This is a genomic window from Sphingopyxis microcysteis, assembly GCF_012274265.1.
Classification (GTDB): Bacteria; Pseudomonadota; Alphaproteobacteria; order Sphingomonadales; family Sphingomonadaceae; genus Sphingopyxis; species Sphingopyxis microcysteis.
On the sequence record NZ_JAANYY010000003.1, the window covers coordinates 656,127 to 681,006 of the forward strand.

The following is a 24,880-nucleotide window of genomic DNA, read 5'->3' on the forward strand; positions in this document are numbered from 1 at the left end:
GATCCTTGTTGTACAAACGTATAACAAGATGCAGCCCGCTCGCCAAGCCTTTACGCGCGAAAGCGCCGATGCCCGCCGGACTGATCTGATCGAGGCGACCGCGGCGGTGTTGGCGGAGCATGGGCTGGCGGGAACCAATGTGCGGGCGATCTGCGCGAAAGCGGGGGTGTCGCCGGGGCTGCTGCGCCATTATTTCGGCGGGATCGACGATCTGGTCGCGGCGACCTATCAGGCGACGAGCGACCGGATGGACGCGATTTTCGCCGCCGCGGTCACGGGCGCTGGTGCCGATCCGCGCGCCCGGCTGACCGCGTACCTCACCGCCAGCTTTCGCCCGCCGGTGACCGATCCCGAACTGCTGGGGGCATGGACGGCCTTCTGGGCGCTGGCGCGCAGCGATGCCCGGATGGCGGAAATTCACGCGGAAAGTTACGCCGGGTACCGCGCGCGGCTGGGCGAGCTGCTGACCGCTTGCGGCGCGCGCGATGCCGAGCGGCTGGCGATCATGCTGACCGCGATGGTCGACGGGCTATGGCTCGAGCTGTCGCTCGACGCGGGCAGCTTTGGCGCCGAGGCGGCGGTGGCGATGATCGAGCGGGCGGTGGCGGCGTTGGTGTAAAACTTCCCAAGCGCCGTTCGCCCTGAGCTTGTCGAAGGGCCGTTCTTTCTTCCTGCGGCGTCAAAGAGAAGAACGGTGCTTCGACAAGCTCAGCACGAACGGATTTGGGGGTAGCGCTTGGCCTACTTCGACAAATCCCTGAGCAAACTGTCCCAATGCGCCAGCGCAGGGGCGATCGCGTCGACCGGCACCCGTTCGTTGAGGCCATGCGCGAAGCTGTCGCTGGCTTTCGAGAACAGTCCGGCGACGCCATAGCTCGGCACGCCCTGCATCCGGAAATGATAGCTGTCGGTCGCGCCCGCGCTCATCGACGGGATGATCGGCAGGCCGGGCGCGCGGGCGTGGACCGCTTTCTTGACCGCCGCCATGACGTCGGGGCGCAGCGGCGAGGCGTCGCTGGCGCTGGCGTCGGGATCGGTGTTCACCTTGACCGCGGGATCGGCAATTACGCGTTCGAGCTCGGCGCGCACCGTTTCGACCGGCACGCCGGGGAAGATGCGGCAGTTGATGTTGGCGGTCGCGCGCTGGGGCAGCGCGTTTTCGGCGTGGCCGCCCTTGACCAGCGTCGGGACGCAGGTGGTGCCGATCTGGCCGACATATTCGGGGTCGGCGCGAATCTTGGTGATCGCGTCCGCATCCTCCGGGTTGGCGGCGAAGGCTTTCAGCGCGGCGCCCATATTACCGCCGACCTGGTCGGCGACGATCGGCATGCCGATTTTGGTTAGCTCGTTCTGCTGCGCCGCGAATTTATAGGCGCCGACCTTTTCGAGCGCCGCAGCGAGCTGGACGATCGCATTGACCGGCGACGGGCGCGAACTGTGGCCACCGGGGTTGGTGACCTCGAGCGTGAAGTCGGCATAGGTTTTTTCGCCCGCCTGCAGCCCGTAATATTGCGGCTTGCCATCCTCGCCGAGCGTCCCGCCACCGCCGTCGCCGTTCAGGGCAAATTCGGCGTCCTTATATTTGGCGGCGAGCGCGCGCGTCGTCACCATCTGGGTTTCTTCGTCGCCCGTCAGCAACAGGATGATCGAGCGCTGCGGCTTGAAGCCGTCCTTTTTCAGCTGCGCCATCGTCGCGACCATCATCGCGATGTCGAACTTGTTGTCCTCCGACCCGCGGCCGAAAATATAGCCATTTTCCTCGACCGGCACGAAGGGATCGCGCGTCCAGTCCTTTGGGTCGGCCGCGACAACATCCATATGGCCGAGCAGCAGGATCGGTTTCTTCTTTGTCGTGCCAGTCAGCGTCGCGGCGAGGGTTGCGGTTTCGCCCATCGGGGTGATTTCGATGTCGCTGTCGGCAAAGCCCGCGGCCTTCAGCACCCCGGCATAGTACGCCGCCAGTTCGGGCACCTTGCCGCGTCCCTCGACCGTCGGAATCGCGATGCTGTCCTTCAAGATCTGCTTGGCCGCGTCGGCATCGGCAGGTTTGGCGTGGACGGGCGCGGCGGCGAGCAGGGCGGCGGCGAGGGCGAGCGGGGCGGTAAAGTTGCGCATGGCAACGGGTTATGGCGGGTCATGGGCAGACGGCAAGTGGCAATCGCCAGTGCCGCACCGCGACCGGATGCCGTACGGCAAGATACGGCCGGAAACCGCCCCATCCATCATCGTCACCCCGGACTTGATCCGGGGTCCACGACTTCAGCGCCGCAGTGGATCCCGGATCAAGTCCGGGATGACGAATGTCCTTAGACGACCGGTAGCGGCCGTCAATCCAGTCCCCGTTCGTATCGAGCGAAGTCGAGATACGCGTGGCTTGGCCTGAGCCTTCGGCGTGTCTCGACTTCGCTCGACACGAACGGAAATAGGAGACGTCTGGAATCCACCCCAAAGTGGACGTCTGCGCAACATGGACAGATCAGCCCGCCTGCCACCCCTTCGGCGCCGCCGTCTTGGGCTTGAACCGGCACAGGTCAGTGACGGGACAGCGCCAGCATTCGGGCGTCCGCGCTTTGCAGATGTAGCGGCCGTGGAGGATCAGCCAGTGGTGGGCGCCGACGCGGAAGGGGGCGGGCGTGCCCTTTTCCAGCGTCTTTTCCACCGCCAGCACCGTCTTGCCGGGCGCCAGCCCGGTGCGGTTGCCGACGCGGAAGATATGGGTGTCGACGGCAAAGGTTTCGGCGCCGAATGCGCAGTTCATCACGACATTGGCAGTCTTGCGTCCGACCCCCGGCAAGCTGGTCAAGACGTCGCGGTCGGCGGGGACTTCGCCGCCATGGTCGCGGACCAGGATTTCGGAGAGCGCGATGACGTTTTTCGCCTTGCCGTTGAACAGCCCGATCGTCTTGATATGCTCCTTCAGCCCCTCCTCGCCGAGGTCGATCATCGCCTGCGGCGTCGTCACCTCCTGAAAGAGCTTGCGCGTCGCCTTGTTCACCCCGACGTCGGTCGCCTGCGCCGACAGCACGACCGCGACGAGCAGCTGGTAGATGTTGCCAAATTCGAGCTCGGTTTCCGGACTGGGGTTCAATTCGGCAAGCCGACGGTAGAATTCGAAGATGTCGGCGCGTTTCATCCGATAGACCCCAAAGCGCGCCCGAACGATGCGGCGCGGCGCCTGCCCTAGCGCGGCCACGGGGGCAACTCCAACCCGGGAAATTTGACTCGAACCGGCGACAGGCGCAGCCTTCGCGCACCCGATGCCGAGTCGCGCTGCGACTGGCGTGGGGGGGCATCGACAGCGGGGACCGGACAAGAGAGCCAGGGGGGTTCTCGTTCCGGCGTTGGAGGATCTGACCATGTCCAAATTGTTGAAAACGGCCGCTTTGGCCGTCACCCTGTCGTGCGCCATTCCCGTACCCGCGTCGACGCAAAATTATCCGCTGGCCCCGGGCAATTATACCGAAGTCGCGATGATCGACGTCGCCGACGGCGGCGGCATGCAATATGCGACCTATCTGGCGAACGAATGGCGCAAGGCGCAGGAATTCGCCAAATCGAAAGGCTGGATCGTCAGTTACGCGGTGTTCAATAATGTCAATTCGCGACCGGGCGAGCCCGACCTGTATCTGTCGGTCACCTTCCCGAGCTTTCCCGACGCCGCCGAAGATGAAAAACGCGATCAGGCCTATCGCGATTTCATGAAGCGCACCGACACGCAAATGATTGCCGAATCGGGCGACCGCGCGAAATTTCGCACCGTATTGGGCAGCTTTTTGCTGCGCGAGTTGAAGTTCAAATGATCGGATAAGCGTGCTGCGGGTGGCGAACCGGACCGGTCCGCCGTCCGCAGCCTGCCCCGAACGTCAAAGCCCCAGCACCTGCGGCATCGTGTAGCGTCCCGGTTTCTGATGGATCAGCCACAGCGCCGCGCGGACCGCGCCGCGGGCGAAGATCATGCGGTTTTCGGCGCGGTGCGACAAAGTGATCATCTCCTCCGGTCCGGCAAAGATCACATCATGGTCACCCGCGACGGTGCCGCCGCGCAAGGACGCGAAGCCGATCTTGCCATGGCCGCGCGCGCCGGTCAGCCCGTCGCGGCCGCGTTCGGAACATTTGGCGAGGTCGATGCCGCGCCCGGCGGCGGCGGCCTGTCCGAGCAGGAGCGCGGTGCCGCTGGGCGCGTCGAGCTTCATCCGGTGGTGCATTTCGACAATCTCGATGTCATATTCGGGGTCGAGCCGCGCCGCCGCCTCGCGCACCAGATGCGCGAGCAAGGTGACACCGAGCGACGTATTGCCGGTCTGGAGCACCGCGATATCGGCGGCGGCATCGTCGATCAGATAATGATGGCGTTCCTCGAGCCCGGTGGTGCCGATGACGATCGGCTTTTTGGCCGCGACGCAGGCGTCGAGGGTGGCTTCGAGCGCCGCGGGCGAGGAGAAATCGACGAGGACGTCGGCGTCGGCGGCGAGTTTCACCACATCGCCGCCCTTGTCGATGCCGCAGCGCCGCTGTCCGGCTTCGGAAATCGCCGCGGCGAGCGCGACGCCCATCCGTCCTTCGCTGCCGATAATGCCGATGCTGGTCATATGCCGTCCCCTGATGCGCGCCTCCCCTTAGCCCTTTGCGGCCCGCGAAGTCGAGATGCGCTTATTCCCGTCATCCCGGCGGAGGCCGGGATCTCACCGGCGAGACCCCGGCCTGCGCCGGGGTGACGAAAAGGGGTGAAGGTGTCGATGCAGCTGGATAGAGAGGCCGGATGAGCCAATTGAACAACATCGTCATCCTGACCGGCGCCGGCGTTTCGGCGGAAAGCGGCATCGACACCTTTCGCGATGCGGGCGGATTATGGGAACAGCACCGCGTCGAGGATGTCGCGACGCCCGAAGCTTTTGCGCGTGATCCCGATCTGGTGCTGCGCTTTTACGACATGCGCCGCGAGGCGATCCAGACCAAGGTGCCGAACCCCGCGCACGAAGCACTCGCGCGGCTCGACGCCGAATGGCCCGGCGAATTGCTGATCGTGACGCAAAACGTCGACGACCTGCACGAACGCGCCGGGGCGAAGCGACTGATCCATATGCATGGCGAGCATCTGAACGCCTGGTGCACCGCGTGCGACGCGCGGATGCCGTGGACCGGGACACTGCTCGACCGGCCCGCCTGTCCGGCATGCGGCGCAGGAGGCACGCTGCGCCCCGACATCGTGTGGTTCGGCGAGATGCCGTACCGGATGGACGAGATATACCATGCGCTGAACCGCGCCGACCTGTTCGTGTCGATCGGCACCTCGGGGGCGGTCTATCCGGCGGCCGGATTCGTGCGCGAGGCGCGCCAGTCGGGGGCGCGGACGCTGGAACTCAATATGGAACCGAGCCAGGGGAGTTACTGGTTCGCCGAGGCGCGGCACGGCCCGGCGACGCGGCTGGTGCCTGAATGGGTGGAGGAGGTTTTGGGGGGTTAGCTGCGGCGGGAAACGACCGGAAGCGGACCTTTGTTCCATCGTCATCCCGGCGAAGGCCGGGATCTCACCCTATCGGTTTTCCGCACCGGCGAGATCCCGGCCTTCGCCGGGATGACGAATAAGGGACGGTCGGGAATCCACCCCAAAGCGCCCCCCCCCCTCTTCACCGCCGCGCCGCAAAAAATTCGCGAAGCAGCGCCGCCGCCTCCCCTGCCCCGATGCCGTCATAAACCTCGGGCCGGTGATGCACCGTGGGCTGGGCAAACACGCGCGGGCCGTGGACGACCGCGCCGCCTTTCGGATCGTCGGCGCCGTAATAAAGCCGCGCGATGCGGGCGTGGGCGATCGCCCCAGCGCACATCGCGCAGGGTTCGAGCGTGACATAAAGATCGCAGCCGTCGAGCCGTTCATTGCCCAGCGCCCGCGCCGCGGCGCGAATCGCGACGATTTCGGCGTGCGCGGTGGGATCATGCACGGTGCGCGGCGCATTATGACCTTCGCCGACGATCATCCCGTCCTTGACGACGACCGCCCCAACCGGCACTTCGCCCGCCGCGGCGGCGCTTTTCGCGAGATTCAGCGCGGCGCGCATAGGTTCGGGGAGCGGAAATTGTGGCATCGCTTTTCCCGCTAGTCCCTTGACGAATCTGCGGCAAGCCGATAAGCGCGCGCCTTTCCCGGCTCACTCCGGTCCTGCCGCCCCCGATTTTGCGGGACGCATCCGGACGCCGAACCGAAATTTTGTACGAGGACAAACAGCATGTCGCGCATCTGCGAACTGACCGGCAAGGGTCGTATGGTTGGCAACAATGTCAGCCACGCCAACAACAAGACCAAGCGGACCTTTCTGCCCAACCTGCAGAATGTGACGTTGCTGTCGGATGCGCTGGGCAAGGGCGTGAAGCTGCGCGTGTCGACCCACGGCCTGCGCACCGTCGAGCATAATGGCGGTCTCGACAACTGGCTGCTGAAGGCCGGCGACGACCAGCTGTCGGTCGGCGCGCGCAAGGTGAAGAAGGAAATCGCGAAGAAGCTGGCCGAAAAGGCCGCTTAAGCGCATTTCCATCGCTGACGCCAAAAGGCGGCCGGGTTTACCGAGCCGCCTTTTTGCTGTCCAGCGTCGGGGTGGACGGCAGGTCCACCAGCTCGAATTGCAGCAGCAGGCTGCGCTGCCAGCGATTGAAATTATTGTCGGAGACGAGCCAGAGCCAGGTGCGGTCGCCTTCGACCGTCACCGCGGCGCCTTCGTAATTTTCGGCGAGACGGCGCGGCACGATTCCGATCGTCCGCGAACGCAGGACGGCGTCCTTGGCGATCGGCGCCGGATCAAGCACCGCCACGACCGTCGTAAACACGGGATTGAAGCCAAGCCGACGATGGACAAGCAGGATGCGACCGTCGGGCAGGGCAACGGCATCGCTGACCAGCCCCTTGCCGCGCGAATCGTAAAAGAAGCGAATCGGTGGCGGCCCGGGCACCGCAGGATCGCTCGTGTACAATAGCGCCTCGGTCCCGCGCGGGTCGTCGTCGGCATCTTCGGAGAAAATCACCGTCCGCCCATCGCCGAGGCGCGCCATCGCCTCGGCACCGCGATTCGCGGGCCAGCGCGGTTCGGGCAACCGGCGGCGCGATTCGATGGCGGTCAGGTCGGCGTTCAGCCGCCAGATCTGGTTGATCCCTTCGAGCGCGATCCACGCCTTGCCGTTCACCGGATCGACAAACAGCGCCTCGGTATCCGCCATCGCCTTGCTCGCGCGGCGACCGTCGGGGGTCGGGAGCGGACGGATGTCGACCGCGGTGATGCCGCCACGGGCGCCCATAACGAGCCGCGTCGTATAGCCATTATCCCCGATCAGCCTGAACGTGCCGGGGCCGGTCCGCGCGAGACCTGAAAATCCGCCGAAATAGCTGTGCGGGCTGACGAGATGCCAGCCGCGCACGAAGCGCATGGTGCCGCGCGTCTCTGCCGCCAGTTCCAGCGGGTGCGCAGCGGCGCGCTGGGTGAGGTTGTCGACGGGAAAGCGCTGCACCGTTCCCGGCACCGGGCCGAGCGCAACAAAGATCAGGGCGGCGTAAATCAGGCGGCGCATCGGCGCGGGTTAGGGGGGCGGCGCGCGAAAGGGAAGCATTACGGGCGGCGAAGCTGAACGCCAGCCAACAGGCGCGTTCAGGGTCGGCTCAATGCGAATCGCGCATAACCCCTCCATCGACAACGCCCAGAAGGGCCCAACGACGAAAGAAGGAGAACGACGATGAAAAAGATGGTGACCCTCTCGATCGCCGCCCTGATGTCCACCGCGACGCTGGGGATGGCGGCTCCCGCCGCAGCACAGAACGGTTATTATGACCGTGACGGCTATTCGAGCTATTACAGCGGCTACGACCGCGACGACCGCCGCTATGACCGTCGTTACGATCGCCGCGCCGACCGCCGCGACTACCGCCAGGACCGCCGCTATTACAACCAGCGGTACAACAACCGCAATTATCGCCAGTGCGACAATGGCACCGGCGGCACGATCATCGGCGCGATCGCCGGTGGCCTCGCCGGCCATGAAATCGCCGGCCGCGGCGACCGCACCGTCGGCACGATCATCGGCGGCGCTGTCGGCGCCATCGCTGGCCGCGCCATCGACAAGGGGAATGACGGCTGCCGTTAAGGGTAGTCCCGACCTCCAATAAATTTCCTTCCCTCCTTTACCCCGTCCGGCCACCGCCGGGCGGGGTTTTCTTTGTCCGATCGGCGCGCAAAGGGGGCGGGGTTGCCTTGAACGCCGCCAAAGCCTAGGTTCTCATCCAAGTGCACATCCGCAGGTGACGGATGCGTGAGTAGAGACAGGTAATACTAGCCATGCGGCAAATGGCAGCGCCATCCGGGCGACCGCCGCGGCCAAGTTCGAGGACGGGGCCGACGGCAAAGACGCGAACCAAGGCGGAAGCCGCCACGCGTCCCGCGAATTTCGTACGACCGCGCAGCTATGCCGCGATCGACCTTGGCACCAACAATTGCCGGTTGCTGATCGCCCGCCCGCAGGACGGCGAGCTGGTCGTCATCGACGCTTTTTCGCGCATCGTCCGGCTGGGCGAAGGGTTGCACGGCAGCGGGCGGATCAGCGATGCGGCGATGGATCGCACCGTCGCGGCGCTGGCGATCTGCGCCGACAAGCTCCGCCGCCGCCATGTGTCGCTGTCGCGCGCGGTCGCCACCGAAGCGTGCCGCCGCGCGGCGAACGGCGCCGAACTGGCAGAGCGGGTGCGGCGCGAAACGGGCATCGTCCTCGACATTATTTCCGCCGCGGAAGAAGCGCGACTCGCAGTGCTCGGCTGTCACAACCTGATGGAACCCGGCGACGGTCCGGCGCTGATATTCGACATTGGCGGCGGCTCGACCGAGCTGATGCGCGTCGACGTATCCGACAATGACGTCAAAATTCGCGACTGGATCAGCGTGCCATGGGGGGTGGTGTCGCTGACCGAACATGCGCCGCTGCCCGATGACAGCTTGGCGGGCCGTCAGGCCGCCTATGCGCATATGCGCGAGGTGACGCGCACCGCCTTTGCCGCCTTTGCCGGGCGCGCCGAACAGTTCGCGGGGCAAAAGCTGCGCTTGCTGGGCACCAGCGGGACGGTGACGACGCTGGCCAGCGTGTTCCTGAACCTGCCGCGATATGATCGCCGCGCGGTCGACGGGTTGGTCGTGCCGGCCGATGCAATGCGCGGCATCAGCCGCCGCCTGGCCGACGCCAGCATCGCCGACCGCGCCGAGATTGCCTGCATCGGCCGCGAGCGCGCCGACCTGGTCGTTGCCGGCTGCGCGATCCTGGAAAGCATCATCGACCTGTGGCCCGCAGCCCGCGTCGGGGTCGCCGACCGCGGCATCCGCGAGGGAATTTTGCGGACGCTGGCGATGCAGGGACGCGACGTCCCGGTGACCCGCCGCGAGTATCGCAAATGAGCGGCGGCAGCGGCAAGAGCGGCGGCGGCGCCAAGGGTTCGAGCGGTCGCGGCGGGCTGCACGTCCGCGTCAAGACCGCGAAAAGGCGCAGCACGTCGTCGACGCGCTGGCTGCAGCGCCAGCTTAACGATCCCTATGTCCGCCGCGCGCAGGCCGAGGGCTATCGGTCGCGCGCCGCCTACAAGCTGATCGAACTCGACGACAAATTCGGCTTCATCAAGAAAGCCCGCGCCGTCGTCGATCTGGGCATTACCCCGGGCGGCTGGTCGCAGGTCGTGCGCAAGGCAAACCCGCGGGCGCGCGTTGCGGGCATCGACCTGCTGGCGTGCGAGCCGATCGAGGGCGTCGCGATCCTCGAGATGGACTTCATGGACGATGCCGCCCCCGACGCGCTGATCGAAGCGCTGGGCAGCGCGCCCGACCTGGTGATTTCGGACATGGCGGCGAACACCGTCGGCCACCAGCAAACCGACCATCTGCGCACGATCGCGCTGGCCGAAACCGCCGCTGATTTCGCGGTGCAGAACCTGCTGCCCGGCGGTGCGTTCGTGGCCAAGGTGTTTGCCGGGGGCGCCGATCACACGCTGCTGAGCTTGCTCAAGAAGCATTTCACCACGGTCAAGCACGCCAAGCCTCCGGCGAGCCGCAAGGGATCGCCCGAGCTTTATGTGATCGCGCAGGGGTTCAAAGGCCGCGGCGATCCGAAAACGGCAGAAAACCCGGGCGAGCAAGACGACTGAGCGCGCCTTGCGCCAAGTTCATTGCCGGGTCATTCAATCGCGCATAGATACGATGATGGCGATCGGATCATTCGGGATCCGGCGCCGGTCGCATAGCCATTCCCAAGGACGATCCATGACGCATCGGTCGCGCAAATCCATTGCCCTGCTTACCCTTTCCGCCTTTGTACTGGCATCGTGCGGGGGCGGCGGCGGTTCGAGTACGGGGAGCAATGGCGGGCCGGTGACCGTTACCCCGACCCCCTCGCCGACCCCGGCCCCGACCGGAGGCTGCGGCCTTGCCGCGCGGCAGGGCTTTGCCAAGGCGGTGATCGACGAATGGTATCTGTTCCCCGGCGACGTCGCGACCGGGGTCAATCCCGCGAGCTTCGGCAATGTCGACGCCTATATCGACGCGCTGGTCGCGCCGGCGCGCGCGCTCGGCAAGGATCGTTTCTTTACCTACATCACCTCGATCGCCGAAGAGAATGCGTTCTTTGCCAGCGGATCGAGCGCGGGGTTCGGCGTCCGCCTGACCTATGACCCGAGCGCCAATGTCGTCGTCATCGCCGAAGCCTATGAAGGCGCGCCCGCGATCGCCGCGGGCATCGACCGCGGCACGCGCATCGTGGCGATCGGCACCACGGCCAGCAACATGCGCACGATCGCGAACATCGTCGCGGCCGAAGGCACGCAGGGGATCACCAACGCCCTCGGCCCCAGCGACCCCGGCGTCACCCGCATCCTGCGCATTCAGGACAGCGCCGGCACCCGCGACGTCACCGTCGCCAAGGCCGAATATTCGCTCGACCCGATTTCGGATCGTTATGGCGCCAAGATCATCAGCGAGAGCGGGCGCAATTACGGTTATCTGAACCTCCGCAGCTTCATCTCGTCGGCGAACCCGCAGCTGCGCACCGCCTTCCTGAACTTCCGCAATCAGGGGGTGACCGACATCATCATCGATTTCCGCTACAACGGCGGCGGGCTGGTTTCGACCGCCGAACTGATGGGCGATCTGATGGGCGAGGGGCGCAGCGGGTCGCTGTTTTCGCAGACCGTGTTCCGCCCGTCGAAAGCCGTGGAGAATGACGAGCATCGCTTTGCCCCGACCGCCGAATCGATCGCCCCGACGCGCATCGCCTTTATCGGCACCGGATCGACCGCATCAGCGAGCGAGTTGGTGATCAATTCGATGCTGCCTTACCTCGGTACCAACATGACGCTGGTCGGCAGCAATACCTTCGGCAAGCCGGTCGGCCAGATCGCGCTCGACAAGGCCGAGTGCGACGACCGGATGCGCGTCGTCGCCTTTGCCACCGCCAATTCGACCGGGGCGGGCAATTATTACAATGGCCTCGCACCCCAGATTTCGAACAGCTGCGCCGCGGGCGACGATTTGAACCTGCCGCTGGGCGATGCACGCGAAGCGTCGGTGCGCGCTGCGATTGACTTTTTGGCCACCGGCAGCTGTACGACGCGGATCGCCGAAGCGAGCGTCGGGGCGGCCGCGCAGCGCAGCAGTACGCGGGTGCAGGCGGAACCCGAAATGCTGGTCCCCGCGCGGCCAAGCGTTGCGCAGCGCGAATTGCCGGGGCTGTTTTAGGGTCGGCGCGATGCGCCCTTTGCCCTCCCCCTAGATGGGGGAGGCAGCGAGACTTGCCAGCTTGCTGGCTTAGTCGCAGCGGTGGGGGTGCGCTCTCGGCCTGACGCGACGGTGCATGCACGCACCGTCACCCCCATCCAACTTCGCCTAATCGCTTCGCGATAAGGCTGCATATCCTTCCCCCATCAAGGGGGAAGGGCGATCTGCCCGACAAACGGCGATTGACCATCTGATCGAAACCAAGCTAACGGGCGGCAAGCGACAGGTTCCTCGGCGACGGGGACTAAGAGGGAACGGGAAAACCCCGGCTGCCCCTGCAACTGTACGCGGCGAGCCATCGGCCACATGCCATTGGGACTTTCAGTCCCGAGAAGGCGGCCGGACGGCGCTGACCCGCAAGCCAGGAGACCTGCCCGTCGCCGTCGTCTTTCGCGCGGGCAGGGTGCACCGGGCGGACGGGGGTGAACCCGCATGACGACAAAGTGGACCGCGTTCGCGCGGGGACGCTGTCGTGCGCCCGGTGGCCCAGACATCGATCCCGCGTGCGTGCGGTGTTGTCGATGAGGTTACCCAGATGAATTGCGTTTTCCGTCACTCCGTTTCGCTCGCCGCGCTGGCGGCGTCATCCCCCGCACTCGCCGAGGAAGCGGCGCATGCCGTCGCTGCCGACGGCGACAGCATCGTCGTGACCGCGACGCGCGCGCCGCTGACCCTCGACGAGATCCCCGCCGCGATCGCGGTGCTCGACAAGGATGCGATCGACCGCGCGCAGGACATTGGCGTCACCGAATTGCTGCTGCGCACCCCCGGCGTCAGCATCTCGCGCAACGGCGGTTATGGCACCGCGACGTCGTTGCGCATCCGCGGCGCCGAGTCCGAACATACGGTCGCCGTCATCGACGGGGTGAAGCTGAACGATCCGTCGTCGACGGGCGGCGGGTTCAACTTCACCAACCTGCTCGTCGGCGACATTTCGCGGATCGAGGTGCTGCGCGGCCCCCAATCGATCCTGTGGGGCAGCCAGGCGATCGGCGGGGTGGTCAATATCGTGACCGCATCGCCCGAAAAGAGGCTGGAAGGCAGTTTCGACCTCGAGGCCGGATCGCGCGACACCGTCAGCGCGCGCGCCGCAATCGGTGGTCGCACCGGGCCGCTCGCTTGGCGCATCGGCGGGCAGCGTTTCACCACCGACGGCATTTCGTCGCACGGAAAGGCGTTCGGCGGGGTCGAACGCGACGGTTATCGCAACCATAGCGTATCGGGCCGCGCCGAACTGACGCTCGCCGACAATGTCAGCGCCGAGGTGCGCGGTTATTATTCCAGCGGCCGCGTCGAATTTGACGGCTTCAACGTCGACAGCAACGATTATGGGCTGAACAAGGAATTCGTCGGCTATGCGGGGCTGAATTTCGACCTCGTCGGCGGGCGTTTCCGCAACCGCATCGCCTATGGCCACACCGACACAAACCGCGACAATTTCAACCCCGACCGCGCGCGGCCGCGCAGTTTCGAAGCCGACGGCAAAAACAAGCGCTGGGAATATCAGGGCAGCTTCGCCCTCTCCGACCGCATCTCCGCGATCTTCGGAGCCGAAAACGAACGATCGGATTTCCGCAGCCGCTCGCCTTCGGCTTCGCTCACGGTCCCGCTTCCGGCTTTCGCGCGCGGCAAGGCCGAGCTGACCAGCGCCTATGGCCAGCTCAGCGTCGAACCGGTGGACGGGCTGATCCTGAACGGCGGCGTCCGTTACGACGACCACGACCGCTATGGCGGCCAGACGCTGTTTGCGGCGGGCGGCGTCTGGCGCCTCCCGACGGGGACGGTGCTCCGCGCCAGCTATGGCGAAGGGTTCAAGGCGCCGTCGCTGTTCCAGCTGTTCAGCGAATATGGCAATGTGGCGCTCGATCCCGAGGCCGCGGATGGTTGGGAAGCGGGGATCGAGCAGTCGCTGTTCGATCGCAAGCTGGTCGTCAGCGCGAGCTGGTTCGACCGCACGACCACGAACCAGATCATCTACAACAGCTGTTCGGGCACTTCGACCAACCCGCTGTGCTTTGTTCCGGGCGATCCGACGACGCGGCGCTTCGGCTATTATTCGAACGTCGCGCGCAGCAAGGCGCAGGGCGTCGAAGCCGCCGCCGCGCTGACGCTGGGCGGGCTGGTCCTCGACGGCAATTATAGCTGGATCGCGAGCGAGGACCGATCGCCGGGTACCGCCAATTTCGGCAAATGGTTGCCGCGCCGTCCGCGCCAGACCGCCAATGCCTCGGTCAGCTATGGCTTCGACTTCGGACTCGACATCGGCGCGGCGCTGCGCTGGTCGGGCAAAAGCTATGACAATGCGAGCAACGCGACGCGGCTCGACGACTATACGCTCGTCGATTTGCGCGCCGAGTTCGCGCTGTCGGACGCGGTGAAACTGTTCGCGCGCGCCGAGAATGTCTTCGACGAGCAATATATGACGGCATTCCGCTACGGCTCGATCGGGCGCAGCATCTACGCCGGCATCCGGGGGCGCTTCTGATGGCGGCGCTGTCGCAGCGCGGCGCGTCGGCGCTATGGGTCGCCCTCCTCACCGCCGCGAGCACGGCGACGACGCTGGCGCTCGCCTGCGCGACGCCCTTTCCGTCGCTCGCGGCGCTCGCGGCGGTGCATATGCGCCGCCCGGGCGGCGTGGCGCTGATGCTGCTGGCGTGGCTGGCGAGCCAGTGCGTCGGCTTTTTCCTGCTCGGTTATCCGCGCGACGGCAGCACGCTGGCGTGGGGCTTTGCGCTCGGCACGGCGGCGGCGGGGTCGGCGCTGGCGGGCTATGCCGCGGTGCGCGCGCTGAATTACCGATCGGTCGCGGCGCGACTGAGCCTGGCTTATGCGGCGGGTTTTGCCGCGTATAAGGGGATCATCGTCGGCTGGGCGTTGGTGCTCGGCGGGCTGCATACCGCGACGGCACCCGACCTGCTGGCCGAGCAATTTGTCCGCAATGGCGCGATCTTGATCGGGCTGTACGCGCTCTATCGCCTGCTCGTCGCGGTGGGGGTTCCGCCACCGCCGCTGCCCGTAGCGAGCGCGGCCTGATGCTGACGCGCGTCGATCCGGGTCCCGCGGTGGTGGTGTGCAACAGCTGTCGCCACAGCCGCGAGGCGCAGGTCGACGCGGGCGGCGTGCGCGGCGGCGCGCGGCTGGTCGCAGCGCTGCACGACGCGAAGGCCGCCGACCCGCGCTACGCGGAAATTGCGGTGCAGGAGATGGCGTGTCTGTTCGCGTGCCAGGACTTTTGCACCGTCCACCTGCGCGCGCCGGGAAAGATCGCCTATGTGCTGGGTCGCTTCGTTGCGGGCGAATATACGGCGCGCGCGATCCTTGACTATGCGGTCCATTATGCCGCGAGCGAGCATGGCCGCGTTCCTTATTCGCTGTGGCCCGAGGGCGTCAAAGGCCATTTCATCACCCGCACGCCGCCGCCAGGATATGTCGCCGAATGACCAGCTTTACCTCGCCCCAGGGCTTCGCGGCGGCGCTGGCCGATCTCAGCGAACCCGATCCGTATGCCGTGGCTGATGCCCAGATTCGGCAGGCCGAACTCACCAAGCCGGCGGGCTCGCTCGGGAAGCTCGAGGATCTCGCAATCTTTTTCGCGGGCTGGCGTCGCAAGGCACGGCCGCGGATCGACCGCGCGCGCGCAATCATTTTCGCAGGCAACCACGGCGTCACCGTGCACGGGGTCAGCGCTTTCCCGGCGAGCGTGACCGCGCAGATGGTGGCGAATTTTGCGAGCGGCGGCGCGGCGATCAACGCGCTGGCGGGTGCGGCGGGGCTGGAGCTGGCGGTCGTCGCGCTCGACCTCGACCGGCCGACCGCCGATTTCACCGTCGCGGCGGCGATGACCGAGGAGGAGTGCCTCGATGCGCTGAACCGCGGCGCCGCGGCGGTCGATGCCGAGCTCGACCTGATCGTGCTGGGCGAAATGGGGATCGGCAATTCGACCGCGGCAGCAGCGCTCTGCGCGCGCAGTTTCGGCGGCGACGCGTCGGCGTGGGTCGGCCCCGGCACCGGGGTCGATGGCCATGGCGTCGCGCGCAAGGCCGAGGTGGTCGCGCGCGCCCTCGCCTTTCATGGCAGGGCGCCTGTGACGGCGTTCGAGACGCTGCGCCGCGTCGGCGGGCGCGAGATTGCGGCGATCGCGGGCGCGATTGTCCGCGCCCGCCAATTGAGGATTCCGGTCCTGCTCGACGGTTTCATCTGCAGCGCGGCGCTTGCCCCGCTCGCCGCCGACAATCCGGCGATCGCGGCGCATTGCATCGCGGGCCATTGTTCGGCCGAGCCGGGGCACCGGCGCCTGCTGGGTCTGCTCGGGCTCGATCCGCTGCTGGCGCTGAACATGCGGCTCGGCGAGGGCAGCGGCGCGGCGGTGGCGGCGAACATCATCCGCAGCGCGCTCGCTGCGCATGACGAGATGGCGACCTTTGCCGAAGCGCAGGTGTCGGGGTCGCTGTGAGCGGCTTTGCGCTCCATCTGCTGCGCCACGGGGCGCCCGACACCCCGGGGCTGCTCATGGGACGCACCGATGGCGCACCGACGGCGGCGGGGATCGCGGCATGCGCAGCGCAGACGGCGGGGCTGGGCATCGAACGGCTCCTCGCGTCGGACTTGATGCGCAGCCGCGCTGCGGGCGAAGCAATCGGCCGCGCCCTCGCGCTGCCACTCACGATCGATCCACGCTGGCGCGAACTCGATTTCGGCGACTGGGACGGGCGCGCGAGCTGCACGGTCGATCAAGACGCGCTCGGGCGATTCTGGGACGATCCCGACGCGAATCCGGCGCCCGGCGGCGAGCGCTGGTCGGCGCTGGTCGCGCGCGTGGCGGCCGCGCTGGCCGATCTGGCGCCGGTCCCGACGCTGGTCGTCGCGCACGGCGGTTCGATGCGCGCGGCGCTGCATATCCTCTGCGGCTTCGACCGGCGCCAGCTGTGGACCTTCGACCTGCCCTATGCGGCGCGGCTGTCGCTCCACGTCTGGCCGGGCGAGCCGATGAGCGCGCAAATCGTCGGACTGACGCCATGAAGGGCTTGCTGATCGCGATCCAGTTCCTGACCCGGCTGCCGACGCCGCGCATCGCGGTGTCGGGCGAAGAGTTCGCCGCGTCGATGCGCTGGTTCCCCGCGGTCGGGCTGATCGTCGGCGCGCTCGTTGCGGGTGCAGGCTGGGTCGGCGGGCGCATCGATCCGTGGACGGGCGCGCTGTTCGCGCTGCTGGTCTGGGTTGTGGTCACCGGCGCGCTGCACCTCGACGGGCTGGGCGACATCGCCGACGCGAGCGGCGCGGCGCACAAGGCCCGCGGACGGCTGTCCGCCGTCGAGGACCGCGAACGCTTGCTAGCGGTGCTGGCGGACCCGCACGCTGGCAGCTTTGCGGTCGTCGCGATCGCGCTGCAACTATTGGCCAAGCTGGTGCTGCTCCGCGCATTGATCGATGGCGAGTCATTCATCGCCATCGCGCTGATCCCTTTCGCAGCGCGCATCGGCCCGCTCGTCTGGTCGCGCGCGCTGCCCGACCTGCACGCGGGACTGGGGTCGCGGTTCCGCAATGTCGTGCGTCCCGTTGATTTCGCGATCTGGAGCGCGCTGCTACTGACGGCGGCATGGGCGTCACCGTCGTTGCTGGCCGCGCCGCTGGTCTTTCTGCTGTGGGGCTGGTGGCTGAAGCGCCAGATCGGCGGCATTTCGGGCGACGGCCATGGCGCGGGGATCGAGCTCGGCGAAAGCGCGCTGCTCGCTGCGGCGCTGCTGGTCGTGCATCTGGCATGAGCGACGCATGGACCTGGCACGGCGGCGCACTGGCAGCGGCGCAGCGCCATTTCGGCGGTAGCGACTGGGTCGACCTGTCGACCGGGATCAACCCGCATCGCTGGCCGGGCGCCGCCGACATGGCGTTCGACTGGCAGCGCCTGCCCGACCCCGCGGCGCTGGCGGCACTCGAAGCCGCCGCGGCGTCGTATTTCGGCGCCGATCCGCGCCATGTCTGCGCGGTGCCGGGCAGCGAGATCGGGCTGCGGCTGGTCGGCGCGATGATCGGCGGTCCGGCGGCGCATATCGCCCCCGGATACCGCACCCATGGCGCGATGATCGCGGGCAGCGCGGCGGTCTATCCCGAAGCAGCGCGCGAAAGTCGCGGCACACTGATCCTCGCCAACCCGAATAATCCCGACGGGCGCGTCATCGACGGCGAGGCGATGCTCGGCCTGCTGCGTGACCGCGACGGCTGGCTGTTGGTCGACGAGGCGTTCGCCGACACCGATCCGGCGCACAGCGTTGCGGCGGCGGTCGGCGACGACCGGCGGCTCGTCGTCTTTCGCTCGTTCGGCAAATTTTTCGGGCTTGCGAGCGTCCGGCTGGGCTTTGTTATCGCGCCACCCGCGATGATCGCGGCGCTGCGCGACCGGCTGGGCGCATGGCCGTTGTCGGCGGCGGCGATTGCGATCGGCACCGCCGCCTACGCCGACCACGAATGGATCGCCGCGGCGCGCGCGCGGCTGCCGCGCGACGCCGCCGCGCTCGACGCGGTTCTGATCCGCCATGGGCATCAGCCCATCGGCGCCTGCCCCTTGTTTCGGCTGATCGCGGTCGACGACGCGCGCGCGCTGTTCGAACGGCTCGCACGGCGCGCGATCCTGATCCGCCCCTTCGACGACCAGCCACGGTGGCTGCGCATCGGCCTGCCCGCCGACGGCGCTGCGCTGGCGCGGCTCGACGCGGCGCTCGTCGATGGCTGAGCCCATCGCGCTCACTGCGCTGGCGCTCGACGCGGCGTTCGGCTGGCCGCGGCGGCTCTATCGCCATATCGGCCACCCGGTCGGGCTGTTCGCGCGGATCATCGCCGCCTGCGAGACGCGGTGGAACCGTCCGAAGCGCAGCGATCGGCGACGTCGCGCCTTTGGCGTGCTGACCCTGCTGCTGCTGTTGATCGTCGCCGCGGGTCCGGCGGGGGCAATCCAATATGGGTTGCTCGCGTTCTTCGGTGGCTGGGGCTGGGTCGGCATTGCTGTGCTGGCCTGGCCTGCGCTCGCGCAGCGCAGCCTGTTCGACCATGTCCGCGCGGTCGTCGAGCAGCTGGACCGCGGCGACCTGCCCGCGGCGCGCGGCGCGGTCGGCGCGATCGTCGGCCGCGACACCGCGCCGCTCGATCGGGCCGGGGTCGCGCGCGCTGCGATCGAAAGCCTTGCCGAGAGTTTCTGCGACGGGGTCGCCGCGCCGCTGTTCTGGCTGCTGCTGCTCGGGCTGCCGGGTATCTGGGCCTATAAGGCGGTGAACACCGCCGACAGCCTGATCGGCCACCGCGAGGTGCGCTGGCGTGCCTTCGGCTGGGCGGCGGCGCGCGGCGACGATCTGGCCAACTGGATCCCGGCGCGGCTGTCGGGCGCCCTGATCTGCCTTGCCGGTCGCGGCGGGTGGGGCGTGATGGGACGCGACGCGCGGCGCCACGCGTCGCCCAACGCCGGCTGGCCCGAGGCGGCAATGGCGGGCGCGTTGGGGCTTCGATTGGCGGGGCCGGTCGCCTATGACGGGGTGATGCACGACAAGCCCTGGATCGGCGACGGCCGCCACGACGCCGACAGCGGCGACATTGACCGCGCGCTCGCGCTCTATCTCCGCGCCTGCCTGTTGTTGTGGGGAATTGCAGGGGTCGCCGCATGGCTGCGCTGATGGTGCAAGGTACCGGGTCGGACGTCGGCAAGTCGGTGCTCGTCGCGGGGCTGTGCCGCGCCTTTGCCAACCGCGGGCTGACGGTGCGCCCGTTCAAGCCGCAGAATATGTCGAACAATGCCGCGGTGACGATCGACGGCGGCGAAATCGGGCGCGCGCAGGCGCTGCAGGCGATGGCGTGCCGGACCGCGCCGCACAGCGACATGAACCCGGTGCTGCTGAAGCCGCAGGCCGACCGCACGTCGCAGCTGATCGTCCATGGCCGGGTGCGCGGGACGCTGGGCAGCGGCAATTTTCGCGAAGCGCGCGGCGCGCTGCTGACCGAGGTCATGCGAAGCTACGAACGATTGCAAGCGCAGTGCGACATCGTGGTGGTCGAGGGCGCGGGATCGCCCGCCGAGATCAACCTGCGCGTCGGCGACATCGCCAATATGGGCTTTGCCCGCGCCGCCAATGTCCCCGTCATCCTGATCGGTGACATCGACCGCGGCGGCGTGATCGCGTCGGTCGTCGGTACCCGCGCAGTGATCGATCCCGCGGATGCGGCGATGATCCGCGGGTTCCTGATCAACAAGTTCCGCGGCGATCCGGCGCTGTTCGACGATGGCTATCGCGAGATCGAAAAGCGCAGCGGCTGGCCGGGTTTCGGCGTCATTCCCTGGCTCGGCGCCGCAGCGCGGCTGCCGAGCGAGGATGCCGTGATCCTCGAACGCCCCGCCGACCCGCGCGAGGCGCGGCGGATCATCGCCTGCCCTATCCTGCCGCGCATTTCCAATTTCGACGACCTCGATCCGCTCAAGCTCGAGCCCGGGGTCGAGGTGGTGATGGTGCCGCCGGGGCGTCCGATCCCCGCCGAGGCGGCGATCATCGTCCTGCCCGGATCGAAAGCGACAATTGCAGATCTCAAGGCGCTGCGCGCCGAGGGTTGGGATATCGACATCAGGGCGCATCACCGCCGCGGCGGGATGATCGTCGGGCTGTGCGGCGGCTACCAGATGCTCGGGCGGCGGATTGCCGACCCGCTGGGGATCGAGGGCGCGCCCGCGGCGGTCGACGGGCTGGGGTTGCTCGATGTTGAAACGACGCTTTCGCCCGCCAAGACGCTGCGCCATGTCACCGGATCGGCGCTCGGTGCTGCGCTCGAAGGCTATGAAATGCATATGGGCGAAACGCGCGGGTCAGGCACGGACCAGCCCTTTGCGATGCTGGCCGATGGCGCGCGCGACGGCGCGGTCGGCGGCGATGGCCGCGTGATCGGATCCTATCTCCACGGCCTGTTCGCCTCGGCCGAGCTGCGCCGCGCATTGCTGGCGCGCATCGGGGTGGCCGGCGGCGGGCGCGACTATGCTGCCGATGTCGACGCGGCGCTCGACGACATCGCGGCCGAGTTGGCGGTGCATGTCGATCTCTACGGCCTGCTGGCGCTTGCCGGGGTGCGCGGATGACCGGCAGCAGCCTGTTCGTCCTCGGCGGGGCGCGGTCGGGCAAGAGCCGTTATGCGCAGGCGCGCGCCGAGATGCTGGGCGGCCGCCATCATTTTGTCGCAACCGCCGAAGCGTTCGACGATGAGATGCACGAGCGTATCGCGCGGCATCAGGCCGACCGCGACGCGCGCTGGCAAACCGTCGAGGCGCCGCGCGACCTGCCCGCGGTACTCGATGCGCTGAACGCGCCCGATGCGGTGGTGCTGGTCGATTGCCTGACATTGTGGCTGTCGAACCTGCTGCTCGCCGACGCCGATCCGGGTCTGGCCGAAGGCGAATTATGCAGGGCAATCAAACAGTTCTCCGGTCAGATCATCCTGGTATCCAACGAGGTCGGGCTGGGGATCGTCCCCGCCAATGCGCTGGCGCGGCGTTTCGGCGACGCCGCCGGCCGGCTCAATCAGGCGGTCGCCGCGACCGCGGCCGAGGTCGTGCTGCTCACCGCCGGGCTGCCGTTGACGCTCAAGCCGCGCGCCATCGGGCCATAACGCGCCGATTCGCGCATCGACCGCCCGCAAAACCGGGACTTGGCGAACGCCGTATCATGCGGCTATGGCAGCGCATTGATCGGGAATCGCCCGGTCGAGACCAGGAGAGAATTTATGAATCACGCCGAACTGTCGGACGCCGTCGCCGCGTCGCTGGACCTCAGCAAAGCCGACGGGCGCAAGGCCGTCGACGCCGTCTTCGCCGCGATCGCCGATGCCGCCGCCAAGGGCGACGAAGTTTCGGTCAACGGCTTTGGCAAGTTCAAGGTCAAGGCAACCCCGGCCCGCGAAGGCCGCAACCCTTCGACCGGCGCGACGATCCAGATCAAGGCCGCCAAGAAGCTGACCTTTGGCCCGGCAAAGGCCGTCAAGGACCGCCTGAACGGCTAATCCACGGCTGATCGATTGCGGCTCAACGCCGTACGCAGGGCTCCGCTGAACCATCGGCGGAGCCCTTGTGCTATGGACGACCGACGCCGAAGCGAAGCATCGTCACAGCGCACCGCACTGCAGCCACAGCGTGCCGCCTGGTTCTGTCGATCGGGATAAGCCCAGCCGCAAGGCGGAATGCAGCGGCATGGCCGACCGCCCGGAAATCGCATCGCCTCCCCGAAGGAGGCGGAACTTTACATAATTTGAGAAAACTGGAGCGGGCGAAGGGATTCGAACCCTCGACCCCAACCTTGGCAAGGTTGTGCTCTACCCCTGAGCTACGCCCGCTCTGGCGGCTGGAAACCGGTCGGTTCCAGCGGGTGAGGCGGGCGATTAGCACCGGCTTTTTGACTCGGCAAGCCCTGTTTGCGTTTTTTGCCGAAGGGTTGGCATATCGCCCGCAATTCCCACATAAGCAGGACAAGAGTCTCTGCGGTCGGCGCGCCGACGCCCGGGGACGCGTAACAGGAGCATGATTTCGTGGCCACATTGGGTCTGAATCCGCAAGAAAAGGAAGCCGTCGAAGCGTTCCGTCGCGACGTCGTCGAACCGTCGATGACCAGCCTCGTGATCCTCGATTTCTGGGCCGAATGGTGCGGGCCGTGCAAGCAGCTGACCCCGATCCTCGAAAAGGTCGCCGCCGATTATGCCGACAAGGGCGTGTTGCTCGCCAAGATTGACGTCGATGCGAATCGCTTCATCGCCAGCCAGTTCCAGGTCCAGTCGATCCCGACCGTTTATGCGATTTTCCAGGGCCAGCCGGTTGCCAACCTCACCAACGCGCGCACCGAAAGCCAGCTGAAGTCGATGCTCGACCAGCTGCTCGCGCAGCTGCCGATCGAAAGCGAAGCGACGGCACGCGCGGTCGAGATCGCGCCGCTGATCGACATGGGTGAAACCGTGCTGGCCGAAGGCGACGGCGAGCGTGCCGCGAGCATCTTCGGGCAGATCCTCGAAATGGCGCCCGACAATGCTGCGGCACATGGCGGGTTGATCCGCGCCTTTGTCCTCGCAGGCGATCTGACCAGCGCGCAAGGTGCACTCGACATGCTGCCCGCTGAAATCGCCGACGACCCCGCGATCGCGCAGGCGAAAAGCGCACTCGCACTGGCCGCCGACGCCCCCGATGCGGGCGAACTGGCGGCGCTTGAAGCCGCTCTTGCGGCGAATCCTGCCGATCATCAGGCGCGCTTCGACCTCGCCAGTGCGCAGATCGGCGCGGGGCAACGCGACGCGGCTGCCGACAATCTGCTCCATATCGTCGCCGCCGACCGCGAATGGCAGGAGGACGCGGCGCGCGCCAAGCTGCTGTCGCTGTTCGAAGCCGTGGGGCTGGAGGATCCGTGGGTGACGGCGCAGCGCCGCCGCCTGTCGCTCGTGCTGTTTGGTTGATGAACGCGGAGGCGCCCCTGACCATTCAGCGGATCGCGATTTTTCCGCTGCCCGGCGCGGTGCTGTTTCCCGGGCTGCACCTGCCGCTGCATATTTTCGAGCCGCGCTATTCGGCGATGGTGCAGGAGGTGCTGGCGCGCGATCGCCAGATCGGGATGATCCAGCCGCGTATGCTGCCGGGCGAGGAAAGCCGCGAGCCGCCCGCGCTCTATGACGTCGGCTGCGTCGGGCGGATTGTCGATGTCGAGGCGCTCGACGAAGGACGTTTCAATCTTGTGCTCGAAGGCGTGGCGCGGTTTCGCGTCCGCCGCGAACTCGATGTCACCACTCCCTTTCGTCAGGTCGAGGCTGAAATCGAAGCCGAGATCGAGGATGATGCGGTGCTGTCGAGCGTCGAGCGCGCCAGTCTGGAACGCGAGGCAAAGCGCTTTGCGACAAGGCAGGGTTATGTCGTCGATTGGGATTCGGTCGGGCAGCTCGATGATGCGACGCTGGTCAACGGCATCGCGCAGGTTGCGCCGTTCGACGCCGCCGCCAAACAGGCGCTGCTGGAAGCGACGCCGATCGACGCGCGCGCCGAGCTGGTCGTCCAGCTGATGCAGTTTTTCGGTCGCTACGATGGCGACGACGGCCGCGCCACGCTGCAATAGGCGGCATTCAATGCGATTTGCGCGGCGCCGCGTGGCGCGCGATGTCGGCGATCGCGCGGCGCACGATATGGCGGTCGCTTTCGCTTAGTCGCTCGCTCGTTGCGGTCGCCGTCAGCTGGTGGCGGACCAGCGCCTGTTCGGCAGCGACGCGCGCCTCGATCCGCGCATTCGTGTGTCGTGCCGACCGCGACATTGTCGCGCGGCGCCGCGTCGCCCAATCGGCAACCAGGCGATCGGCGGCGAGCATCGCCAGCCCGTCGGCCGCGCGCTGCTCGGTCGCGGCTTCGGCGGCGGGATCGATCAGCCAGTCTTCGGCGCCATCGGCCTGCAAGGCATCGAGCGGCAAGGTTGCGGTGACATGCCGCCGCCCCGCCGTCCGCTGGTCGCCATGGAGGCGAAGGCGCAGCGCCTGCAGTTCGGCGCGCAGCTGCCAGTTCACATAGGTGGTGAAGCGCGCACGGGCGGGATCATAGCGTTCGGCGGCGCGGTGCAGCGCGATCGCGCAGACCTGCGCTGCATCATCGGCGACATCGGAGAGGCCGTAGCGGCGGGTGAAATAGCGGATGCGCGGCGCTGCCAGCTCCGCGAGGCGCGCGAAGGCTCGGTCGGCGCGCGTCCGTGCCCGCGCGCCCGGTGCCATATCGAGCGCGGTTCGCGCCTGGATATAGTCCGTCACCGCTGTTTCGAGTGCATCGCTTTTTGCCGACATGGTCCGTCCCCATCGTGCCGCGGCGGGGGTGCCGCGGTGACAAGGATAAGGAAACAGGGTGAGCGGTGGGCTGCTGGAGGGCTAGGTAGAAATACGTACCGCGGCCGAACAAGGCTTAGATGTTCCGTCATCCCGGCGAAGGCCGGGATGACGGATGAACAAAACCGGTTCGAGTCTGTCCTGTTCAAACGGAAACGTAGCCCTGAGCCTGTCGAAGGGCGCTTATCGCCGATAAGCGCCCTTCGACAGGCTCAGGGCTACGGTGATATGATTCTGCTTTATCA

The 24,880-nt window shown here is 67.2% G+C and carries 27 protein-coding genes, 1 tRNA gene and 1 riboswitch; of the genes, 21 read left to right on the forward strand and 7 right to left on the reverse strand.

The window, feature by feature from the left end; all coding sequences use genetic code 11:
* The first annotated feature begins 28 nt into the window (after positions 1-28).
* The gene (locus G9408_RS10870; RefSeq protein WP_168453990.1) at positions 29-619 is read left to right on the forward strand and encodes a TetR/AcrR family transcriptional regulator; all 591 of its coding nucleotides are present in this window, start codon (positions 29-31) and stop codon (positions 617-619) included.
* A gap of 122 nt (positions 620-741) precedes the next feature.
* Here the strand turns inward: G9408_RS10870 and G9408_RS10875 are convergent, their stop codons facing one another.
* Both G9408_RS10875 and nth read right to left on the reverse strand, forming a co-directional pair.
* Positions 742-2,115 (reverse strand): M20/M25/M40 family metallo-hydrolase, encoded by a 1,374-nt coding sequence (locus G9408_RS10875; RefSeq protein ID WP_168453991.1) that lies wholly within the window; start codon positions 2,113-2,115, stop codon positions 742-744.
* A 361-nt stretch (positions 2,116-2,476) separates the two neighbouring features.
* Positions 2,477-3,133, reverse strand: a complete 657-nt coding sequence (gene nth / locus G9408_RS10880) for an endonuclease III (RefSeq protein WP_168454126.1) — start codon at positions 3,131-3,133, stop codon at positions 2,477-2,479.
* A 223-nt stretch (positions 3,134-3,356) separates the two neighbouring features.
* Here nth and G9408_RS10885 point away from each other — a divergent pair, with 223 nt between their 5' ends.
* A complete protein-coding gene (locus tag G9408_RS10885; RefSeq protein WP_168453992.1) occupies positions 3,357-3,800 on the forward strand; it encodes a hypothetical protein in 444 nt (147 codons plus the stop codon).
* A 63-nt stretch (positions 3,801-3,863) separates the two neighbouring features.
* On the opposite strand, the gene dapB is transcribed toward G9408_RS10885, so the two are convergent.
* A complete protein-coding gene (gene dapB, locus G9408_RS10890; RefSeq protein ID WP_168453993.1) occupies positions 3,864-4,589 on the reverse strand; it encodes a 4-hydroxy-tetrahydrodipicolinate reductase in 726 nt (241 codons plus the stop codon).
* A 170-nt stretch (positions 4,590-4,759) separates the two neighbouring features.
* Between dapB and G9408_RS10895 the strand changes: the two genes are divergently transcribed.
* The gene (locus tag G9408_RS10895) at positions 4,760-5,464 is read left to right on the forward strand and encodes an NAD-dependent deacylase (RefSeq protein ID WP_168453994.1); all 705 of its coding nucleotides are present in this window, start codon (positions 4,760-4,762) and stop codon (positions 5,462-5,464) included.
* A gap of 163 nt (positions 5,465-5,627) precedes the next feature.
* On the opposite strand, the gene tadA is transcribed toward G9408_RS10895, so the two are convergent.
* Complete coding sequence (gene tadA, locus G9408_RS10900; RefSeq protein ID WP_168453995.1) at positions 5,628-6,083, reverse strand: tRNA adenosine(34) deaminase TadA; 456 nt, start codon at positions 6,081-6,083, stop codon at positions 5,628-5,630.
* 141 nt (positions 6,084-6,224) lie between these two features.
* Between tadA and rpmB the strand changes: the two genes are divergently transcribed.
* On the forward strand, positions 6,225-6,518 hold the full coding sequence (gene rpmB / locus G9408_RS10905) for a 50S ribosomal protein L28 (RefSeq protein ID WP_168453996.1): 294 nt from the start codon (positions 6,225-6,227) through the stop codon (positions 6,516-6,518).
* Between the two features lie 37 nt (positions 6,519-6,555).
* Here the strand turns inward: rpmB and G9408_RS10910 are convergent, their stop codons facing one another.
* Entirely contained in the window at positions 6,556-7,554 is a 999-nt protein-coding gene (locus G9408_RS10910) for an esterase-like activity of phytase family protein (protein ID WP_168453997.1), read from the reverse strand.
* A 162-nt stretch (positions 7,555-7,716) separates the two neighbouring features.
* Between G9408_RS10910 and G9408_RS10915 the strand changes: the two genes are divergently transcribed.
* The 15 genes from G9408_RS10915 to G9408_RS10985 all read left to right on the forward strand — a co-directional run bounded on the left by G9408_RS10915 (position 7,717) and on the right by G9408_RS10985 (position 21,803).
* Complete coding sequence (locus tag G9408_RS10915) at positions 7,717-8,124, forward strand: glycine zipper 2TM domain-containing protein (protein ID WP_120217967.1); 408 nt, start codon at positions 7,717-7,719, stop codon at positions 8,122-8,124.
* A 191-nt stretch (positions 8,125-8,315) separates the two neighbouring features.
* Positions 8,316-9,419 (forward strand): Ppx/GppA phosphatase family protein, encoded by a 1,104-nt coding sequence (locus G9408_RS10920; protein ID WP_168453998.1) that lies wholly within the window; start codon positions 8,316-8,318, stop codon positions 9,417-9,419.
* The gene (locus tag G9408_RS10925) at positions 9,416-10,159 is read left to right on the forward strand and encodes an RlmE family RNA methyltransferase (protein ID WP_235957685.1); all 744 of its coding nucleotides are present in this window, start codon (positions 9,416-9,418) and stop codon (positions 10,157-10,159) included. Before G9408_RS10920 ends, G9408_RS10925 begins: the two co-directional genes overlap by 4 nt.
* Positions 10,160-10,274: 115 nt before the next feature.
* The gene (locus G9408_RS10930; protein WP_168453999.1) at positions 10,275-11,744 is read left to right on the forward strand and encodes a S41 family peptidase; all 1,470 of its coding nucleotides are present in this window, start codon (positions 10,275-10,277) and stop codon (positions 11,742-11,744) included.
* Positions 11,745-11,990: 246 nt separating this feature from the next.
* Positions 11,991-12,175, forward strand: a riboswitch (cobalamin riboswitch).
* 143 nt (positions 12,176-12,318) lie between these two features.
* A complete protein-coding gene (locus G9408_RS10935; RefSeq protein ID WP_168454128.1) occupies positions 12,319-14,268 on the forward strand; it encodes a TonB-dependent receptor plug domain-containing protein in 1,950 nt (649 codons plus the stop codon).
* A complete protein-coding gene (locus G9408_RS10940; protein ID WP_168454000.1) occupies positions 14,268-14,816 on the forward strand; it encodes a hypothetical protein in 549 nt (182 codons plus the stop codon). Before G9408_RS10935 ends, G9408_RS10940 begins: the two co-directional genes overlap by 1 nt.
* Positions 14,816-15,223: a DUF1636 domain-containing protein gene (locus G9408_RS10945; protein WP_168454001.1), complete on the forward strand. Its 408-nt coding sequence runs from the start codon at positions 14,816-14,818 to the stop codon at positions 15,221-15,223. Before G9408_RS10940 ends, G9408_RS10945 begins: the two co-directional genes overlap by 1 nt.
* A complete protein-coding gene (gene cobT / locus G9408_RS10950) occupies positions 15,220-16,236 on the forward strand; it encodes a nicotinate-nucleotide--dimethylbenzimidazole phosphoribosyltransferase (RefSeq protein ID WP_168454002.1) in 1,017 nt (338 codons plus the stop codon). The genes G9408_RS10945 and cobT overlap by 4 nt, the downstream gene beginning before the upstream one ends.
* A complete protein-coding gene (locus G9408_RS10955; protein ID WP_168454003.1) occupies positions 16,233-16,802 on the forward strand; it encodes a histidine phosphatase family protein in 570 nt (189 codons plus the stop codon). The genes cobT and G9408_RS10955 overlap by 4 nt, the downstream gene beginning before the upstream one ends.
* Positions 16,799-17,545, forward strand: coding sequence for an adenosylcobinamide-GDP ribazoletransferase (locus G9408_RS10960; protein WP_168454004.1), 747 nt, complete (start codon positions 16,799-16,801; stop codon positions 17,543-17,545). Before G9408_RS10955 ends, G9408_RS10960 begins: the two co-directional genes overlap by 4 nt.
* On the forward strand, positions 17,542-18,510 hold the full coding sequence (locus G9408_RS10965; RefSeq protein WP_168454005.1) for an aminotransferase class I/II-fold pyridoxal phosphate-dependent enzyme: 969 nt from the start codon (positions 17,542-17,544) through the stop codon (positions 18,508-18,510). Before G9408_RS10960 ends, G9408_RS10965 begins: the two co-directional genes overlap by 4 nt.
* On the forward strand, positions 18,503-19,441 hold the full coding sequence (gene cbiB / locus G9408_RS10970) for an adenosylcobinamide-phosphate synthase CbiB (RefSeq protein ID WP_168454006.1): 939 nt from the start codon (positions 18,503-18,505) through the stop codon (positions 19,439-19,441). Before G9408_RS10965 ends, cbiB begins: the two co-directional genes overlap by 8 nt.
* Entirely contained in the window at positions 19,429-20,886 is a 1,458-nt protein-coding gene (locus tag G9408_RS10975) for a cobyric acid synthase (RefSeq protein WP_168454007.1), read from the forward strand. Before cbiB ends, G9408_RS10975 begins: the two co-directional genes overlap by 13 nt.
* Positions 20,883-21,413 carry a bifunctional adenosylcobinamide kinase/adenosylcobinamide-phosphate guanylyltransferase gene (cobU, locus tag G9408_RS10980; RefSeq protein ID WP_168454008.1) on the forward strand — a complete coding sequence of 177 codons (531 nt, stop codon included), beginning with the start codon at positions 20,883-20,885 and terminating at the stop codon, positions 21,411-21,413. The genes G9408_RS10975 and cobU overlap by 4 nt, the downstream gene beginning before the upstream one ends.
* A gap of 114 nt (positions 21,414-21,527) precedes the next feature.
* Positions 21,528-21,803 carry an HU family DNA-binding protein gene (locus G9408_RS10985; protein ID WP_088440085.1) on the forward strand — a complete coding sequence of 92 codons (276 nt, stop codon included), beginning with the start codon at positions 21,528-21,530 and terminating at the stop codon, positions 21,801-21,803.
* A 255-nt stretch (positions 21,804-22,058) separates the two neighbouring features.
* Here the strand turns inward: G9408_RS10985 and G9408_RS10990 are convergent.
* A tRNA-Gly gene (locus G9408_RS10990) sits at positions 22,059-22,133 on the reverse strand.
* Between the two features lie 192 nt (positions 22,134-22,325).
* Here G9408_RS10990 and G9408_RS10995 point away from each other — a divergent pair.
* The gene (locus G9408_RS10995) at positions 22,326-23,237 is read left to right on the forward strand and encodes a tetratricopeptide repeat protein (RefSeq protein WP_168454009.1); all 912 of its coding nucleotides are present in this window, start codon (positions 22,326-22,328) and stop codon (positions 23,235-23,237) included.
* Entirely contained in the window at positions 23,237-23,887 is a 651-nt protein-coding gene (locus G9408_RS11000) for an LON peptidase substrate-binding domain-containing protein (RefSeq protein ID WP_168454010.1), read from the forward strand. Before G9408_RS10995 ends, G9408_RS11000 begins: the two co-directional genes overlap by 1 nt.
* Before the next feature lie 7 nt (positions 23,888-23,894).
* Here G9408_RS11000 and G9408_RS11005 read toward each other — a convergent pair whose 3' ends face one another.
* On the reverse strand, positions 23,895-24,596 hold the full coding sequence (locus tag G9408_RS11005; protein ID WP_168454011.1) for a sigma factor: 702 nt from the start codon (positions 24,594-24,596) through the stop codon (positions 23,895-23,897).
* Positions 24,597-24,880 lie beyond the last annotated feature (284 nt).

Bases quoted from the DNA above. Each gene is read 5' to 3' on its own strand.
- G9408_RS10870 (WP_168453990.1), top strand. From the start codon at position 29: ATGCAGCCCGCTCGCCAAGCCTTTACGCGCGAAAGCGCCGATGCCCGC.
- G9408_RS10875 (WP_168453991.1), bottom strand. From the start codon at position 2,115: ATGCGCAACTTTACCGCCCCGCTCGCCCTCGCCGCCGCCCTGCTCGCC.
- nth (WP_168454126.1), bottom strand. From the start codon at position 3,133: ATGAAACGCGCCGACATCTTCGAATTCTACCGTCGGCTTGCCGAATTG.
- G9408_RS10885 (WP_168453992.1), top strand. From the start codon at position 3,357: ATGTCCAAATTGTTGAAAACGGCCGCTTTGGCCGTCACCCTGTCGTGC.
- dapB (WP_168453993.1), bottom strand. From the start codon at position 4,589: ATGACCAGCATCGGCATTATCGGCAGCGAAGGACGGATGGGCGTCGCG.
- G9408_RS10895 (WP_168453994.1), top strand. From the start codon at position 4,760: ATGAGCCAATTGAACAACATCGTCATCCTGACCGGCGCCGGCGTTTCG.
- tadA (WP_168453995.1), bottom strand. From the start codon at position 6,083: ATGCCACAATTTCCGCTCCCCGAACCTATGCGCGCCGCGCTGAATCTC.
- rpmB (WP_168453996.1), top strand. From the start codon at position 6,225: ATGTCGCGCATCTGCGAACTGACCGGCAAGGGTCGTATGGTTGGCAAC.
- G9408_RS10910 (WP_168453997.1), bottom strand. From the start codon at position 7,554: ATGCGCCGCCTGATTTACGCCGCCCTGATCTTTGTTGCGCTCGGCCCG.
- G9408_RS10915 (WP_120217967.1), top strand. From the start codon at position 7,717: ATGAAAAAGATGGTGACCCTCTCGATCGCCGCCCTGATGTCCACCGCG.
- G9408_RS10920 (WP_168453998.1), top strand. From the start codon at position 8,316: ATGCGGCAAATGGCAGCGCCATCCGGGCGACCGCCGCGGCCAAGTTCG.
- G9408_RS10925 (WP_235957685.1), top strand. From the start codon at position 9,416: ATGAGCGGCGGCAGCGGCAAGAGCGGCGGCGGCGCCAAGGGTTCGAGC.
- G9408_RS10930 (WP_168453999.1), top strand. From the start codon at position 10,275: ATGACGCATCGGTCGCGCAAATCCATTGCCCTGCTTACCCTTTCCGCC.
- G9408_RS10935 (WP_168454128.1), top strand. From the start codon at position 12,319: ATGAATTGCGTTTTCCGTCACTCCGTTTCGCTCGCCGCGCTGGCGGCG.
- G9408_RS10940 (WP_168454000.1), top strand. From the start codon at position 14,268: ATGGCGGCGCTGTCGCAGCGCGGCGCGTCGGCGCTATGGGTCGCCCTC.
- G9408_RS10945 (WP_168454001.1), top strand. From the start codon at position 14,816: ATGCTGACGCGCGTCGATCCGGGTCCCGCGGTGGTGGTGTGCAACAGC.
- cobT (WP_168454002.1), top strand. From the start codon at position 15,220: ATGACCAGCTTTACCTCGCCCCAGGGCTTCGCGGCGGCGCTGGCCGAT.
- G9408_RS10960 (WP_168454004.1), top strand. From the start codon at position 16,799: ATGAAGGGCTTGCTGATCGCGATCCAGTTCCTGACCCGGCTGCCGACG.
- G9408_RS10965 (WP_168454005.1), top strand. From the start codon at position 17,542: ATGAGCGACGCATGGACCTGGCACGGCGGCGCACTGGCAGCGGCGCAG.
- cbiB (WP_168454006.1), top strand. From the start codon at position 18,503: ATGGCTGAGCCCATCGCGCTCACTGCGCTGGCGCTCGACGCGGCGTTC.
- G9408_RS10975 (WP_168454007.1), top strand. From the start codon at position 19,429: ATGGCTGCGCTGATGGTGCAAGGTACCGGGTCGGACGTCGGCAAGTCG.
- cobU (WP_168454008.1), top strand. From the start codon at position 20,883: ATGACCGGCAGCAGCCTGTTCGTCCTCGGCGGGGCGCGGTCGGGCAAG.
- G9408_RS10985 (WP_088440085.1), top strand. From the start codon at position 21,528: ATGAATCACGCCGAACTGTCGGACGCCGTCGCCGCGTCGCTGGACCTC.
- G9408_RS11000 (WP_168454010.1), top strand. From the start codon at position 23,237: ATGAACGCGGAGGCGCCCCTGACCATTCAGCGGATCGCGATTTTTCCG.
- G9408_RS11005 (WP_168454011.1), bottom strand. From the start codon at position 24,596: ATGTCGGCAAAAAGCGATGCACTCGAAACAGCGGTGACGGACTATATC.